The sequence below is a fragment of the Winogradskyella thalassocola genome (assembly GCF_900099995.1).
GTDB classification, from domain to species: domain Bacteria; phylum Bacteroidota; class Bacteroidia; order Flavobacteriales; family Flavobacteriaceae; genus Winogradskyella; species Winogradskyella thalassocola.
The window spans coordinates 171573-188509 of sequence record NZ_FNCZ01000004.1; the positions used below are offsets into that span (position 1 = coordinate 171573).

Annotated in this window: 15 protein-coding genes; 7 read left to right on the forward strand and 8 right to left on the reverse strand. The window is 34.6% G+C overall.

Features of this window, described 5'->3' with window-relative positions; translation table 11 throughout:
* Positions 1-53: 53 nt before the first annotated feature.
* Positions 54-1619, reverse strand: coding sequence for a glycerol-3-phosphate dehydrogenase/oxidase (locus BLT80_RS11865; RefSeq protein WP_092468235.1), 1566 nt, complete (start codon positions 1617-1619; stop codon positions 54-56).
* Between the two features lie 178 nt (positions 1620-1797).
* Between BLT80_RS11865 and BLT80_RS11870 the strand changes: the two genes are divergently transcribed.
* Both BLT80_RS11870 and BLT80_RS11875 read left to right on the forward strand, forming a co-directional pair.
* Positions 1798-2559, forward strand: a complete 762-nt coding sequence (locus tag BLT80_RS11870; protein WP_092468237.1) for a DeoR/GlpR family DNA-binding transcription regulator — start codon at positions 1798-1800, stop codon at positions 2557-2559.
* Positions 2560-2587: 28 nt separating this feature from the next.
* A complete protein-coding gene (locus BLT80_RS11875) occupies positions 2588-4087 on the forward strand; it encodes a sulfatase family protein (protein WP_092468239.1) in 1500 nt (499 codons plus the stop codon).
* A gap of 83 nt (positions 4088-4170) precedes the next feature.
* Here the strand turns inward: BLT80_RS11875 and BLT80_RS11880 are convergent, their stop codons facing one another.
* Entirely contained in the window at positions 4171-4599 is a 429-nt protein-coding gene (locus BLT80_RS11880) for an FKBP-type peptidyl-prolyl cis-trans isomerase (RefSeq protein WP_092468508.1), read from the reverse strand.
* A gap of 250 nt (positions 4600-4849) precedes the next feature.
* On the opposite strand from BLT80_RS11880, the gene msrB reads away from it, so the two are divergent.
* The 5 genes from msrB (at position 4850) to BLT80_RS11905 (ending at position 7639) form a co-directional block, all read left to right on the forward strand.
* Entirely contained in the window at positions 4850-5302 is a 453-nt protein-coding gene (gene msrB / locus BLT80_RS11885; protein WP_092468510.1) for a peptide-methionine (R)-S-oxide reductase MsrB, read from the forward strand.
* Positions 5302-5841, forward strand: coding sequence for a peptide-methionine (S)-S-oxide reductase MsrA (gene msrA, locus BLT80_RS11890; RefSeq protein ID WP_092468241.1), 540 nt, complete (start codon positions 5302-5304; stop codon positions 5839-5841). The genes msrB and msrA overlap by 1 nt, the downstream gene beginning before the upstream one ends.
* 85 nt (positions 5842-5926) lie before the next feature.
* Positions 5927-6169, forward strand: coding sequence for a glutaredoxin family protein (locus BLT80_RS11895; protein ID WP_245710243.1), 243 nt, complete (start codon positions 5927-5929; stop codon positions 6167-6169).
* On the forward strand, positions 6148-6675 hold the full coding sequence (locus tag BLT80_RS11900) for a peptide-methionine (S)-S-oxide reductase (RefSeq protein WP_092468245.1): 528 nt from the start codon (positions 6148-6150) through the stop codon (positions 6673-6675). The genes BLT80_RS11895 and BLT80_RS11900 overlap by 22 nt, the downstream gene beginning before the upstream one ends.
* A gap of 7 nt (positions 6676-6682) precedes the next feature.
* Positions 6683-7639, forward strand: a complete 957-nt coding sequence (locus BLT80_RS11905; RefSeq protein ID WP_092468247.1) for an aldo/keto reductase — start codon at positions 6683-6685, stop codon at positions 7637-7639.
* 4 nt (positions 7640-7643) lie between these two features.
* On the opposite strand, the gene BLT80_RS11910 is transcribed toward BLT80_RS11905, so the two are convergent.
* From BLT80_RS11910 to BLT80_RS11935, 6 genes are all read right to left on the reverse strand, one after another.
* The gene (locus BLT80_RS11910) at positions 7644-8504 is read right to left on the reverse strand and encodes a DNA topoisomerase IB (RefSeq protein WP_217630758.1); all 861 of its coding nucleotides are present in this window, start codon (positions 8502-8504) and stop codon (positions 7644-7646) included.
* Positions 8505-8745: 241 nt separating this feature from the next.
* Positions 8746-10170, reverse strand: a complete 1425-nt coding sequence (locus tag BLT80_RS11915; protein WP_092468249.1) for a TolC family protein — start codon at positions 10168-10170, stop codon at positions 8746-8748.
* Between the two features lie 197 nt (positions 10171-10367).
* Entirely contained in the window at positions 10368-11039 is a 672-nt protein-coding gene (locus BLT80_RS11920; RefSeq protein WP_092468252.1) for an ABC transporter ATP-binding protein, read from the reverse strand.
* 189 nt (positions 11040-11228) lie between these two features.
* Positions 11229-11972 carry a head GIN domain-containing protein gene (locus BLT80_RS11925; RefSeq protein ID WP_092468254.1) on the reverse strand — a complete coding sequence of 248 codons (744 nt, stop codon included), beginning with the start codon at positions 11970-11972 and terminating at the stop codon, positions 11229-11231.
* 17 nt (positions 11973-11989) lie between these two features.
* On the reverse strand, positions 11990-14374 hold the full coding sequence (locus tag BLT80_RS11930; RefSeq protein WP_092468256.1) for an ABC transporter permease: 2385 nt from the start codon (positions 14372-14374) through the stop codon (positions 11990-11992).
* 14 nt (positions 14375-14388) lie between these two features.
* Positions 14389-16740, reverse strand: coding sequence for an ABC transporter permease (locus tag BLT80_RS11935; RefSeq protein WP_092468258.1), 2352 nt, complete (start codon positions 16738-16740; stop codon positions 14389-14391).
* Positions 16741-16937 lie beyond the last annotated feature (197 nt).

Genomic DNA, 16937 nt, shown 5'->3' on the forward strand with positions numbered 1-16937 from the left:
AACTTAGTGTTTATTTAGTAGTTAACCGAAGTAGAGTTCGGAATAAATTCTTGTTATTTTAAAATATATTGATCTGCAATCTGTATAAATTCTGAAATTTGCTTAGCACGCCAGTCTTCCGTTTCATTTAATTCTACTCGTACTAATTCTCCTACCAATGGAGCAATCTCAATGGCTGCTTTTGCATCTAAAAATAGTATTCGCACACGTCTTGCTAAAACATCTTCAATGCTTCTAGCCATTTCATGTCTTACAGCCCAAACGACTTCTGCTTTTGTAAATTCTAATCTTGGATGTAAAAGTTCGCCTAATTCAGGATTTTCTTCAATAAGCTGAGCAATTCCTTTTTGGTCTGTTCCGTAAATATATAGATGATTTGCACGATCTACTTTTCCGTTAGATCCATGAATTAATAAATTATGCGTTTTACATTCCGCGTTTGGTAACTTCCTTAATTCTATTATTTTATTCACGGTATCTTGTGCCATCCTTCTGTATGTTGTCCATTTTCCGCCTGTGATTGTAACGAGTTCTGAATCTGAAACGATGATTTTATGACTTCGTGATATTTCTTTTGTTTTTTCAGATTTATCCTTTGGAGCTGCTAATGGTCTCAAACCTGCAAAAATGCTTAACACATCATCTTTACTTACTTTTTTATTAAGATATCTGTTTGCGGTTTCTAACACAAAATCGATTTCTTTATCTAATGGTTTTGGCTCTAAACTATGACTATCTAATAAGGTATCTGTAGTACCAACCACAACTCTATTATGCCATGGCACTAAAAACAACACACGTCCATCATCTGTTTTCGGAATCATTATAGCATCGTTTCCTGGTAAAAATGACTTATCAAAAACCAAATGAATACCTTGACTTGGGCGAATACTATTTTCTGCAGATACATTATCCATCTGTAACACTTCATCAGAGAAAACACCAGTAGCATTCACGACTACTTTAGCATTTAAAGTATATTCAACACTAGTTTCAGTATCAATAGCTACGACTCCATCAACGAGTCCTTTTTCATTTTTTTGAAGGTTCTTAACCTTAAAATGATTTAAAACTGTTGCTCCGTTTTCAATACAACTTTGTGCAATATTAACAGCCAATCTCGAATCGTCAAATTGACCATCATGATAAACAACACCTCCTTTTAACTTATCTGTTTTTAACGTAGACAATCTAGAAATGGTTTCTTTTTTCTTAATTCTTGTAGATTTTCCAAAACTTAATTTACCAGCCAAGAAATCATAAACCTTCATCCCAACGGTGTAGAAAAAATTATCCCACCATCTATAATTCGGAATAATAAAAGACTGATTACTCACCAAGTGTGACGCATTTTTAAGCATCAAACCTCTTTCATACAAAGCTTCACGCACCAAATCAATATTACCTTGTGCTAAATAGCGTACTCCACCATGAACCAGTTTTGTACTTCTACTCGATGTGCCTTTAGCAAAATCAACTTGCTCTAGCAATAAGGTTTTGTAACCACGGGTTGCACAATCTAAGGCGACACCCAATCCGGTTGCACCACCTCCAATGATAATAACATCCCAATTTTTGGTGGTATTTAACTGATCTACTAAAGCTTTTCTCTTGAACAAAATGTTTTATTTGTATTACAATTAGTTTCAAATGTAAACAAATTATTTCAAAATGAAACAAAACGAAACTAAAATTTGATCACAAATGAAGATTTACGAAAAAATTAACTTCACTTTCTTTCGTTTTATTATATTTGTTCTTTCCCGCTTTGAACAACCATTAGAAAAAAAATATTACATGAAGAGACATCAAGACATACTAGATCGACTAACAAAAGAGAAACATCTTGAAGTTTTAGAACTGTGTGAGATGTTAAACGTCTCTGCTGTTACCATCAGAAAAGATTTAAAATTTCTGGAACAAAAAGGATTACTTCACAGAACACACGGAGGAGCTTCTATAGAAAACCCATACATTAATGAACGTACGGTTTTAGATAAAGAGAAAATCTCGGTAGAGGAAAAAAACGGTATAGCCCAAATGGCTGCCACCCGTATTGTTGAAAATGACTCTATTTTAATTGCTTCGGGAACAACCGTACAAGCCTTTTCAAAATACATTCAACCCAAAAACAAACTGACAGTAATTACGTCTTCGCTTCATGTGGTTCTGCACCTTATAAATGATAAAAATATTGAAATTTTACAGCTAGGTGGTTATATACGCCACAGTTCTGCCTCTGTAATCGGAAATTACGCGGAATATATTTTGCAAAATGTATCTTGTAGTAAATTGTTTTTAGGTGTTGATGGAATTGATTTGGAATACGGACTTTCTACCACAAACCTAGAAGAAGCTGAATTAAACAAGAAAATGCTAAATGCAGCTCAAAAAGTGATTGTCTTAGCAGATTCTTCAAAATTCGGAAAAAAGAGTTTTGCTCGTATATGCGATCTTTCACGTGTGGATGAAATTATAACAGACAGTGGTATTTCTGATATAAAACGAAAAAAATTAGAAGAAAAAGAAATCAAAGTCACGATTGTAAATGGCTTATAAATTTGAATTAACTTAAACAACTTTTAAAATGAAACACGTCGTAGCATTACTAGTTTTTGCTTTATTATTTTCATGTCATTCAGAAAAGAAGAAAAGTGAAACTTCTTCAGAAGATATGGCAATGCAGAATGTAAAACCAAACATTCTTTTAATTGTTATCGATGACCAAGGTTATGCGGATTTTTCGCCTTTTGACAACTTTGACACCTCTGTTTCTAGTCCAAATATCGCACGATTAGGGAAATCTGGTACGGTTTACTCACAAGCCTACGTTACAGCACCAGTTTGTAGTCCATCTAGAGCAGGAATTATTACAGGAAAAAATCAATTTCGCTGGGATAAACCTGCTAGTTGGGGACCAGGTTTGCCTGATGATGTAAAAACAATTCCTGAATATTTAAAAGAAGCCGGTTACCACACAGCGCGTATTGGTAAAAATGACTTAGGTCAAAATTTTCATAAAAATGACGTTAGGGAATATCCGTTACAGCATGGTTATGATGAGTTTTTAGGCTTTTCTGCACATGCTCACGATTATTGGGCAAATTCTCAAAGTATAAAAGATCGCACTCCAGATCCTTATGGCACGAGTGCTTTACTTGGACCTTTAATGCATAATATGGGAGAAAAAAGTTACGAAGCCGGTTATCTTACCGATATTTTAACAGACGAATCCATTGACTACTTAAAACGCAAACACGACAAACCTTTCTTTTTAACGTTATCTTATAGTGCTGTTCATCATTTAATTCACGAAGTACCAAAAAAGTATTTAGACAAGTTTAATGTTAAAGAGATTGCCAACTATGATCCCGATAGTTTAGTTGCTTTTGGAAATCATAAAGCTGGGAGTTATTCTGCATACTACGACAAATACTCTCGAGTTGGCGCCATAAACACAGACGACTTACGAAAATACTACTTAGCCAATTTAAATTGTTTAGACGGTAATATTGGTCGTGTTTTAGATGCTTTAAATGAAACCGGATTAGACAAAAACACCTTAGTTGTATTTGTATCAGATAATGGTGGCTCTCCGCTTACAGGTGCAAATAACGCACCATTAACAGGTGGTAAATACTCTCTTTGGGAAGGTGGCATCAGAGTGCCGATGGCAGTAAGTTGGCCAGGGCATGTGGAGGCTGGTAAAATTGAAAACCGTTACGTGTCTGCATTAGATATTCTACCAACGTTAACGGACGCTGCAGGAATTACTATCACTGATAAGGATATTGATGGCATCAGTTTACTTGAACCCAAAGATGAACGCTTATTAGTTTGGAAATGGCAAAAAACTTGGGCTGCACGACAAGGCAAATGGAAAATAACGAATGCTAAGGAAAATCACTGGAAGAGTGAACCATCAGTACAGTATATTGCTCCAATTAGAGACGATTTAACTATCAAATTATTTGATATTGAAGCTGACCCAGGAGAACGCAATGATGTCTCAGCTCAACATCCTGAAATTGTTAAAGAACTTCAAACCGCATACGATGCATGGTGTGAAGCACACATTGCAAAGTAAATAGCCTTTTTGCCCTTGATATTTGAATAAAAAAACCTGTAAAGTTGAACTTCACAGGTTTTTTTATTCTAGGTAAGTAGGTCTTATTTAATCTCTACTAATTCTAGATCAAATACTAATTCTTGTCCTGCTAAAGGATGATTTCCATCTACAACAATATGGTCATCATTAACCTCTACAATTTTAAAAGGGTGCTCATTACCTTGCGCATCTTTAGACACTAAACCCAAACCTACTTCTGGCTTTACTTCTTCCGGAAGTTGTGCATTATCTACTTTATGAAATAATTCTTGTCTTACCTCACCATATGCTTCAGCCACAGGAATATCTACTGTTTTTTTATCGTTCACTTTCATATCAATGACAGCACTCTCAAAACCAGGAATCAACATGCCTTGACCTAAGGTAAACTCTAATGGCTCACGCTCTAAAGAACTATCAAAGACTTGTCCGTTTTTTAATTTTCCTGTGTAATGAACTTTTACTGTATCATTTTCTTTTACTATACTCATACTTCTTGTTTTCATTTATTTATGCTACAAAACTATTATTTCTAAGACAGAATAAAGAATGAAACCTAATATTTTCGGTGTATTTAAGAAAAACTTAACGTGAAATATTAACCGTTTGATGTAAAATTAGGAACATACCTAGGTAAGACACTTAAAATTTTATAACTGTAAGAAATTGAAAAACATTTCGACTACCTTTATCTTGAAAACAGTTAGACAAATCAATTATATTAAGAAAGGACTATTAACTATGTTAACTTGGAAAGAAGTCATCAACTTTTCCGTAAACGGAAATCCAACTCCAGATAAAAGAGTTGAAAAAACTGAAGCAGAATGGAGGGCTCAATTAACTCCTGAACAATTCAGAATTACGAGACAAAAAGGCACAGAACGTGCGCATACTGGCGAACTCTGTACAGCTTATGACGAAGGCAAATACAATTGCGTTTGTTGTGACACTCCGCTGTTTGATTCTACCATAAAATTTAGCTCAGGCACAGGTTGGCCAAGTTTTACGCAACCCATAAAAGAAAATGCCATTAAGTACGAAAAAGACACAGCTTTTGGAATGGTACGCGTAGAAGTGATGTGTAACACCTGTGATGGGCATTTAGGACATGTATTCCCAGATGGACCAGAACCTAGCGGCTTGCGCTATTGCGTGAATTCAGAATCCATGATTTTAGATAAGGAGATAGCCTAATGACAACTAAAAATTTACAAATAGCAACCGTAGGTGGAGGCTGTTTTTGGTGTACAGAAGCCGTTTTTCAGGAAGTAAAAGGTGTGGAAGAAGTGATATCTGGATATTCGGGTGGAATTGTCCCTGGACGACCAACGTATAGAGAAATTTGTTCTGGTTTAACTGGTCATGCTGAAGTTGTACAAGTTACTTTTGATGCTAACGTCATTAGCTACGAAGATATTCTAGTCATTTTCATGACCACGCACGACCCTACAACGCTAAATAGACAAGGAGCCGATCGTGGCACACAATACCGTTCTGTGATTTATTACCACGATGATAAACAGAAAGACATCGCTAAACTTGTACTTAACGAGATGAAGCCTTATTACGAGCAACCGATTGTCACTGAATTAACTGCTGCTCCTGTTTTTTATGAAGCGGAAAAAGAGCATCAAGATTTTTATGAAAACAATCCAGAATACGGCTATTGTAGTTTCGTTATAGATCCTAAATTGACGAAGCTCAGAAAATTGCATTCAGATAAGTTGAAATAACAAACAAATATTTAAGAGCAACTTTCAATTGAGAGTTGCTTTTTTTTATTGAAGGAAAGAATAAGAATAACATATGTCTTCTATTTTGAAAATCAAGCTATACGGTACATCACAATGCCATAAAACCCAACATTATATAAAGGTTTTAAATGAAATAGGTTTACCATATTCATTTTTAGATGTTGACATCAATGAAGATTATGCTGAAGAGTTAAGAAACCTATATACTAATAAAAAACTTAATTTTCCAACACTCACGTTAGGAACTAAAAAATTACGAAACCCATCGGACGCAGAATTAATAAAATGGATAGATCAATTAAAATAGCATTTGGAGGTGGTTGCCATTGGTGTACCGAAGCTGTATTTCAATCTTTAAAAGGAGTCTATAACGTAGAACAAGGTTTTATCGCTTCTACCGAGAATAACAGCTCATTTTCCGAAGCTGTTATTTTACAGTTTGATTCTGATATTATCTCACTTCAGGTTTTAATTGAAATTCATTTACGCACACACAAGAGTACATCTGCGCATTCTATGCGAGACAAATACCGTTCTGCCATCTATTATTTTTCAGAGGCTCAGAAAGCAGAAACTGAAACTTTATTAAATGCATTTCAACCAGAGTTTGGAAACCATCTAGTAACTAAAGCCTATCCGTTTTCCGAATTTAAAGCGTCTCGTGAAGCTATTCAGAATTACTATCAAAAAAATCCTGAAAAACCTTTCTGCGAACGCTTTATAAATCCTAAATTGAGACTCTTATTAAAGGATTTTTCAAATTATATTGATATAGACTTTATTCCCAAAACATTACAATCGACATCAGAATAATTAACAGATGAGCACTACAAAAATTGGATTAGGCTTAGCCGCTTTAGGCCGACCAGATTATATAAATATAAGACCAGAGCAAAACATAGATAAGTCTATTGAAAGCTTTAAGGCAAATGCATTGAAGGTTTTAGATGAGAGCTATTCCTTAGGAATTCGTGATTTTGATGTGGCCCCTTCTTATGGTTTAGGTGAACAATTTTTACAAAATTGGAATGACTCTAGAAACCACAAAGACGTTCATCTTTCTACTAAATTTGGGTATACCTATGTTGCGAATTGGGAAGTTGGATTTTCAGGTAAACATGAATTAAAAGAACACTCTCTAGACAAATTGAACGAACAATGGGAGGTTTCAAAAGCCTTATTGCCTAATTTAAAAATCTATCAAATTCATTCGGCGACATTAGATAGTGGTGTTTTAACAAATGATGCTGTACTCTCGAGGTTAAACGACTTAAAACAAAAGCATCAACTTAAAATCGGAATGTCTTCGAGCGGAACTGAGCAGGTAAAAATTATAGAAGAAGCTCGAAAAGTTAGTTTTAATGATGAAGATCTATTTGACAGCTACCAAGTGACCTTCAATATTTTTGAACAATCTACTTTTGAAATTTTAAAAGAATTATTAGCAGAAGGGAAAACTATCATTATTAAAGAAGCTTTGGCAAATGGTAGAATTTTCAAAAACGATACGTTTCCTGCTTATAAATCCGCTTATGACTACCTTGAAACGCTCTCTAAGAAATACAACGTTAACGTAGATGCTATAGCCATTCGTTTTATTATGGATAGTTTAGAACCAACTCTCATCTTAAGTGGTGCGTCGAGCACAAATCAGCTTCAACAAAATTTGAAAGCTTTTAATTTAAAACTAGAAGCACACGAGATTTTAAAACTAAAATCGTTTACCGTAGATCCTCAAGACTATTGGCAAGAACGGAGTGATCTCAGCTGGAATTAACTACTTATTTTAATTTCTTTTTCAACATACATAACACACCGATTTCTTCTCTTGAAAGATTTTCGTTGACCTTCAAAAGTCGCAAAATTTCCTTTTGAAAATAATTAATGGTTTTGCCGTCAATATATTCATCAATGACTCGTGGATCTATATAAGAACTCCGTGCTACAGATGGTGTATTCCCCAACCTTTCACTAACCTTTATAACAGCATTTCGAATATTACTATCCAGTTCTTTTTGGTCTTGCTTTTTGGAATAGCCAATCTCATCTAAAGCCATAGCCGCAATTACAGTGCCTGCCCATGTTCTAAAATCTTTGGCTGAAAATTCGTCTCCCATAACGTCTCTAATATACGCATTGAGATGATCGCTCTTCACATCTTGTTTTACACCATCTTCATCAATAAATTTGAATATTTCGTAACCCGGTAAGTCGTCAATTTCTTGTACTATTCTGGCCAATTTTTTATCGACAATATGCCGTTCTTGTTCTTTTCCTGATTTGCCGATATAACTAAATATGAGTTCTTCATTTTCAATTTGTAAATGCTTACTTCTCATCGTCGTTAATCCGTAACTCTGATTTTCTTTAGAATAACGGTCACTTCCTGGACGGAAATAAGCCGCTTCTAACAATCGAACCATACACGCGAGCACTTTTTCCTTAACCAATTTTCGCTTGCGAAGATGCTGGCCTGTAACACGTCGCATATGCTCTAGTTCGCCAGCAAACTTAAGAATGCGATCAAACTTTTCTTGATCTTGTTTTTCTCTATATTTCGGATTATAGATGTATTGTTTTCTGTTTTTATCGTCTCTACCTGTCGCCAAAATCTTAGCTGTCTTCTTGGCATTAATTTCCACTTCAGTCCATGCCGGAGGAATAACAGCGATTTAAACCAATCTTTTAAATCTTTATCTTTAATAGTTCTATCAGAGCTATCGACATATCGAAAGCCTCTGCCATGTTTTTTTCTGTAGTACATGATGTCACTCCTGTTAATGAATTATAAAGTAAATTCTTTAACATCAAACGCATTAACTCTAAAGCCATTAAATGTATCTGCTTTAGTCTGAAGATAAAAAGTTGAACGGCTTCAACTGATCATAATAAATTAGTTCCTCTATAATAATCTAGAACTTTTACACGTAACAAGTATTCATATTTTGCATTGGCAAGGTTCACTTTGGCATTATCTAAATTGTTCTTACTGGTAATATAATTTAAGAAATTAGACACTCCATTTTTAAATCGGATATCATTGATGCGATAGGATTCTTGGTAAGCGTCTACTTGTTTTTCTAAACTTTGATGACGGTTATAGGCAGCTTCCATATCAAAATAAACCTGAGCAATGGCATTTTTTATATCTACATGGGTACGCTCTAATTCTATGATAGACCCCTCTACTCTAATTTTTTCTAAAGCCACATTGTTTTTTGCTCTAAACCCATTAAACAATGGCACATTTACTGCAACGCCAACCACAGTATTTAAGTTATTATCTAATTGATCTTTGTAACCAATACTTTTTGAAGCAAAATTAGTTTGCTCTGTCATAATTGGTAAATTTTGACCATCAACCGTAACAAAATCGCCAGTTCCCACAACGTTTGATCCTGTTGCCGTAAACAGTTCTGCTGCACTTGAGTAATTGGTATTGACACCTCCAAAAAGGGATATTTCGGGTGTGAATTGAGACTTGGCGACACTGACTCCTTTTTTAGCGGCTTCAACACGTAATTCTTTAGCTTTAAATGTGGCTAAATTTTGCAAAGCTTCCTCATAAACAGCATCCGAAGTTAAATTATATTTTTCAAAATCTAGGATTAATCCATCTGTCGCTAGATTGACGTTTTCTTTTAAATTCATTAATTGTGCTAAGTTCAATTTAGCATTATTTAAGCCACTTTCAGAAGACAAAACACTAGTTTCATCGCTTGCCACTTGTCCTAAAATATCTGCATAATCTGCTGGGTTTCCAGATTCGTTGTCGTAAAAATCTTGTTGAATTTTAAGTTGTTGTTTAGTCGTTTCTAATCGCGCTTTAGTTAAACCCAAAAGATCTCTAGCATTTAAAACTTGAAGATATGCTAAGGTTACATTTAATATTAAATCTTGTTGCGCGGCTTCAATTTCTAATTCTGATGCCTTTTTATTCAGTCGCTCTTGTTTGACCGAATTCAATAATCGAAAGCCATTGAAGATTGTCATATCTAAACTCAATCCTAAGTTTGAAAAGGTTAATTCTTGATTGATATAAGCATTGGTAAATGGATCGATACTTCTTCCATCATTAACACCCAGACTAAAATTCCCATTAAGACTTGGCAGCAAATTAGCTTTAGACTGTTGGTAATTTACTTTTGCTGAATTGGCTTGTAAATTGGTTGATTTTAAATCGAGATTATGCTCTAAAGCGACTGCAATGCATTCGTCTAAGGTATAACTTTTGTTTATTTCATTTTGAGCAAAACCAGCCCAACTCATCACTAGAATGATGATTAATATTGCAAGTTTATGTGTCATGATTTGTTTTTTTTTTAATTATTTAGGTGTCGAATAATTAATCCTACAGCATCGTCAATTCGAGTGTTTCGAGCGAACGAGAGATGTATCGAGAATCTTATATCTATATATTACTTCTCGATACAAAATAATCTGAAAAGCGAAAATTTCACTCGAAGTGACGCAACGTTATCGAAATGCCTTTTTATTTATGATAATTAGACTATTTTTCCGTCTAGTAAATTTATAATTCGAGAGCCATAAGCGGCATTACTTTCTGAATGTGTGGCTTGGATTATGGTGACTCCTTCTTTATTTAATTGCGCAAAGAGCTCCATAATTTCTTCACTTTGCTTAGAGTTTAGATTACCTGTTGGCTCATCTGCTAAAATCAACTTTGGTTTTCCTATTAATGCTCGAGCTACACCAACTAATTGCTGTTGACCGCCACTTAATTGAATAGGGAATAAATCTTTCTTTCCAACGATATTAAAACGATCTAACATATCTGCAACCATCGCTTTGCGTTCAGAAGATTTTACATTTTTATAGAGTAATGGTGTTTCAATGTTTTCATAAACCGTTAATTCATCTATAAGATGATACGCCTGAAATACAAATCCGATATACTCTTTAAACAATTTGGATCTGTTTTTTTCTTTCATGCTATGCACAGGTTCCCCTAAAAACGTATACCCTCCATCTGTAAAATTATCTAACATGCCAATACAATTCAGTAACGTGGATTTCCCAGAACCTGAAGGTCCCATTAGTGAAATGAATTCTCCCTCCTCTACATTCAAATTGATATTATCTAACAGCGTGACTTTATTACTTCCTGAGTTTACAGTTCTGGTGGCTTCGTTTAGACTTAATAGTGTGTTTTTCATTTTTATTGATGTGTTAACTATTGCATTCTTTGGTTTTTTTATTATAATTCTCTCTAAAAAAACACCCCTAATGAGCTACGCTCGGTATTTTCAACAAAAGCCATCGCTTTTATTTTAATAATCCTCAAGGGGACAATCTAACTAAGACTATTTTTAGGAAAATATGATATTGTTTATACTATTTATAACTTAATCTATTCGTTTAATTTCATAGTCGCCAAAACTCAGTCCTTTATTGACCTCAGCCTTTCCTTTATAGCGTAATGTGGCTTCACCATAAGCTGTAAATTTGATACTTTCTGAAGCTTGAATTTTAAACACCGCTTCTCCATAAGCTTTAAGTTTCGACGATTTATTATCCACACTTACAAGATTGATGATTCCTGCTCCATACGCCGTAATATTCTGCTTAACTGTAGTTCCTTTTTTAATTATCAATTCACTTTCTCCATAAATATCCACGTTAAATGTGTCGAAATCCACATGATTAAAAGTTACTTGAGATTCACCATAAATATTAAGTGTAAACTTTTTTTCATCCATAAAACTCTTACACAGTGTGCGTTGTTCTCCTCTTAAAGACAATGCATTAATATTTTTGTAGGTAACTAGAATGGTTAGTACTTTTCCTTTATATATTGGCACTTTCATCTTCATACCATCTTTTGTAATACTTTCGTTTTTAGTAGTTTCTTTCGCATCATCTAAGTACACGCGAAGTGTTCCCCCTTTAACTTCAATGTTTATTTTGTCTTCTGGTTCTGAGCTCTCTAATATGGTAACAGATTCTTCATCCCCTTGAACAAATGTGGTTTCGATATGTGGACTTATAATAACCTTATTAAAAGATTCAACAGGCTTCTTTGTTTGTGCTAATGTAATTTGGCTCATACAAACAAATAGTAGGACTAAGCTATATTTTAAATTTTTCATATTTTATTTTTATAATTTTATTCTGTTCTTAAACTTTTTATAGGATTTGCCACTGCTGCTTTAACCGCTTGGTACCCCACCGTAACAAATGTGATCATCAACGCTAATGCACCAGCAATTGCAAAAACTGTCCAGCTAATAGTAACACGATAAGCAAAATCTTGTAACCATTGATTCATAACATAAAATGCTAACGGAAAACTAATCGCTAAAGAAATTAAGACCAATCTCATAAAATCCATAGAGAGTAACTGTACGATTCTTGGGACGCTTGCTCCAAAAACTTTCCGTATTCCAATTTCTTTATGACGTTGTTCTGCCATATAAGCTGCTAAGCCAAATAAACCCAAACAAGCTACAATGACTGCCAAAATTGAAAATAACAAACCGACATTTGCTGTACGTTGTTCTTTCTCATATAGCAATTCTAGATTCTTATCTAAAAAGGTATATTCAAAGGCAGAGTTTGGTGCTATGTTTTTAAATGTGTTTTCAAAATTTGAAATCGTTTCAGATAAAACCTCATTTGTAAAGCGAATTAACAAGTACGATTTCGGTTCTCTGTTTGAGTTATGAAACGCATACGCACCAATTGGATTATGCAATGACGCAAAATTAAAATCCTCTACAACTCCATGTATATAAGCATTATTACCTAATTGCATCGCTACTTTTTTCCCAATAGCTTCGTCTGGCGATAATCCTAAAAAGTCAACTGTAGTTTTGTTCACCACAACCTCAACTAAGGTATCACCTGCCTGTTTATTTTTAGGCAACAACTGACCTGCTAAGAGCTTAAGCTGTAATACATCCGCCACTTCGCGCTCAGAAGTATTTGTTGAAATCCCCATGGTTTCGTCCGTATTAGGCTTATTAATACTTCTCCCACTAACCCCCATGCCAGGATAACCTTGAGATCTCCCTACAACTGAAACATTTGGTAATTTTTTAAAAGCATTTACTAAAGCCTGATTAGCCTGTCCACCGCGAATTGCAGATGTAGATATCGCCATTACATTTTCAGGATTATAGCCTAAACTTTTATTCTGAATGTACTCTAGTTGCTGATGAATCACAATGACTCCAATAATCAGAACAACGGATGCTGAAAATTGAACCACAACCAAGCCCTTTCTTACAACACTTGCGACACCTCCTTTATTAGTAGAAGGTTTGAGGGCTTCTTTAGGCGAGAATCGTGATAAATACAATGCTGGATAAGATCCAGAAATAAGACTTGTTACGAACCAAATTAAGACTAAGAAAACGATGATTTCAATAGAAAAAAGTGACGAAATATCGAGTTCTTTTCCTGCAATATCATTAAACATCGGCAATGCTACAACAGCAAGCACACCTCCTAAAATCATGGCAATTGCAGTAATTAAACCTGTTTCAATATAGAATCTAACAATGATATCTCTAACAGATGCCCCAAGCGTTTTATTAATACCGACATCTGTGGCACGTTTTTGAGACCGTGCTGTAATTAAATTCATGTAATTAATACAAGCAATTACTAAAATTAAAATCGCTAAAGCCGTTAAATTTCTAATCTGATTGATATCACCATTTCGCTCAATATAACTATCCTTATATGTTGAAGAATACAAATGAATTTGTTCTAAAGGCTGAAGCGAAAAGTTGTACCATTGCTCATCTTTCTTAACATTTTTATCTAGAATACCTTGAATTTTAGCTTCAACATTTGCCACATTTGGTGACGCTGAATTAAAGCGCAAAAAGGTTTCAAAACTCGCATTATCCCAAGTGGGATTTTTTGCTGCACTTTGCATTAAAAACGGAGCAACCACATTGAAGTCTAACGAACTATTTTCAGGAAAATCCTTAAAAACACCTTTTACCTCAACAATATCTATATCGTCTATACTTAAGGTCTTACCTATTGGATTTTCATCTCCAAAATACCGTTTTGCAGTGCTTTCTGAAAGTAACACTGTATTTGGAGTATTGAGAACTTCAGAACCTTCTCCTTTCACAATCTCAACATCAAACATATCTAATATAGAAGCATCAGACCAAAATAATTTTTTCTCAGCAAACACCTCATTACCCGTTTTAATAAAAGCGGTCCCACCAAAATCGTGTTTGAGTAGTCGCCCTGCTTCTGCGATATCAGGAATATTAGCTTCGAGCTCTAGTGCAACTGCGGAAGGAGAACCTGTCCAAGTTTCAAGGTCATCTTCTGTTGTATTAAGAAGTACACGGTAGATTTTATCCTTGTTGGCATACATAGAATCAAAACTACGCTCATGTAAAATAAATAAAAACAGAACTAATGTGGTGGCTAAACCAATGGAAAGCCCTAAAATATTTACAATTGAAAATAAACGATTCGTCTTTAAACTTCTCCAAGCAATTTTTATATAACTACGTATCATAATACTTGTTTTTTTTATTCTGTTTTTAAACTATCTACAGGATTTGCCAATGCTGCTTTTACAGCCTGAAAACTTACCGTAACCATCGCAATTAAAATGGCAACAACTCCTGCTATTACAAAAATCCACCAATTAATTTCTATACGATAAGCATAATTTTGAAGCCAATTATCCATAACATACCAAGCCATAGGAATGGCAATTACAATAGCAAGACCAACGAGTTTTAAAAAGTCTTTAGATAATAATTTTACGATGCCTGCAACACTTGCCCCTAAAACTTTACGAACTCCAATTTCTTTACTACGCTGCTCTGCGGTATAAGCCGCCAATCCAAAAAGTCCCAAACACGAAATAAGAATGGCTAATAAAGCAAAGAGTTGAGATAACTTTCCGACAAGTTGTTCACTTTTAAATTTGGCATTAAAAGCATCATCTACAAAGCTGTATTCAAAAGGAAACGCTGGATTGTGTTTTTTCATTACCGCTTCAATTTTAGACAACACATCGCTAGTTCCTATTTTAGGATTTGTTTTTAGATACATATAGCTCGCTTCACCATGGTAGTTAAAAAATAGCACAGGATCACTTTGTCCATACATGTCATCAAAGAGGTAATCTTTTACAACGCCAACAACCGTATACACATCTCCTCGATCTATCTTTTTACCAATAGCACTGCCTTGTCCCATCAGTTTAGCGAATGATTCTGTAATTAAAACACTCGCACTGTCTTTTACCATATTTTCATAAAATCCACGACCTTCAACGATTTCCATACCTGCCGTTTCCAAGAAATCGGAACTGACATATCTAAAGAAAATTAAGACATCTTCAGTATTTGTGCCTCCTGTCCATGTTAGGTTTGAGCCATTATTGCCGCCATTTAGAATCCCAGAATTATTTAAGCCAACACTTGAAACCGCTCCTGTATGTATTAAATCTTGTTTGATGACATCAAATTTTTCAATCATCGTACCATTGACATTCAATGAAATCAATTGGTCTTTATCAAAACCTAAGTCTCTATTTTTTATATGTTGAAGTTGTTGATAGACGAGAATCGTACAAATGATAAAAACAATTGAAATTGTAAACTGACCAACAACGAGCCCTTTCCGGATATAATTTGCAGAACCTTGTGTGACTTTTAAACCTTTTAAAACCTCAACAGGCTTAAATGAGGATAGATAAAAAGCAGGATATAGTCCTGCGAATATGCCACACACCAACGTAATTCCTAATAAAAAGACCATATGTAACGGCTTAGCCAATCCTAAAACTAAATCTTTCTCTATAAGTAAATTGAATTGTGGCAATAAAACAAAGAGCAATAAAACACTCACTAAAGTTGCCATAAAAGCAAGAATTAAAGCTTCAGAAATAAATTGAAAAATTAATCGTGTACGACCAGAGCCCATGGCTTTTCGAACTCCGACTTCGTTGGCACGTTTTTCGCTTCGTGCTGTAGATAAATTCATGAAGTTAATACAAGCTATAAGCAAAATAATTAAAGCAATGATGGTAAATAGTCTAACCGAATCAATGCGTCCTCCAACTTGCTTTCCATTTTCAAAATGATCTCTTAAATGCCAATCTTTTATAGAATGTAAAAATGCTTTTGAATCACTGTCTCCTGTTTTTTTCTCAAGTAATCCAAGGACTTGATCATTTACAGCATTAAAATCAGCTTCTGGTGACAACTCAACAAATGTATCTGCGAAAAAACTACCATAACCATTGGTCCATTCTTTATCTGCACTCCAACGCTCAAATGGCGCAATCCAATTTATAGGAAACGTTACGTTTTTCGGCAAATTCTCAATCACTCCAGTAATGAGGTATTGGTCTTTATTGTCTATGGTTAAGACGTTGCCTAATACTTTGATGTTTTCGCCATAAAGCTGTTCTGCCGTTGCTTTAGTAATAACGATAGCTTCCGGATTCTTAAAGGCGTCTTTAGCATTTCCTTCTACAAACTTTAAACTAAAAATTTCAATAAAATCGGCATCTACAAAACGTCCACCACTATTAATGGCATTATCATTAACCGCAAATAAAAAGTCTCTATGTTTGGTACGTGATGCCTTAACAATTCCCGGAATTTCCGTTTTCATAGCTTCCGCAAATGGTCCTGGTGTAGAATTGAACGTTCGCCATTCTCCATCATATTCTTGATGCGTTGGCACGTAATACACTTGATCTTGTTTTTCAAATTCCGAATCGAAACTCAACTCATCCTCAACCCATAGAAAGATTAAACTGGCACACGTAATTCCTATGGCTAATCCGAAAATATTCAGAAAGCTATACCCTTTATTTTTACGTAACGTCCGGAATGCTATTTTTATATAATTTAAAATCATACTATTTTTTGACTGAATTAATTACTTCTACTCATTATATAGTGAAGATGATGCCAAAACTCTAAATCGCTAAAAATCAATTAATTAATTTTTGTTTTAAAATCCATAGTGTTCGATTTTGATACACTTTTTGTTCGTTAACGGACAGTTTAGAACTAAATTTAAAAACACCCCTAAAGTCCCCTCAAGGGGACAAT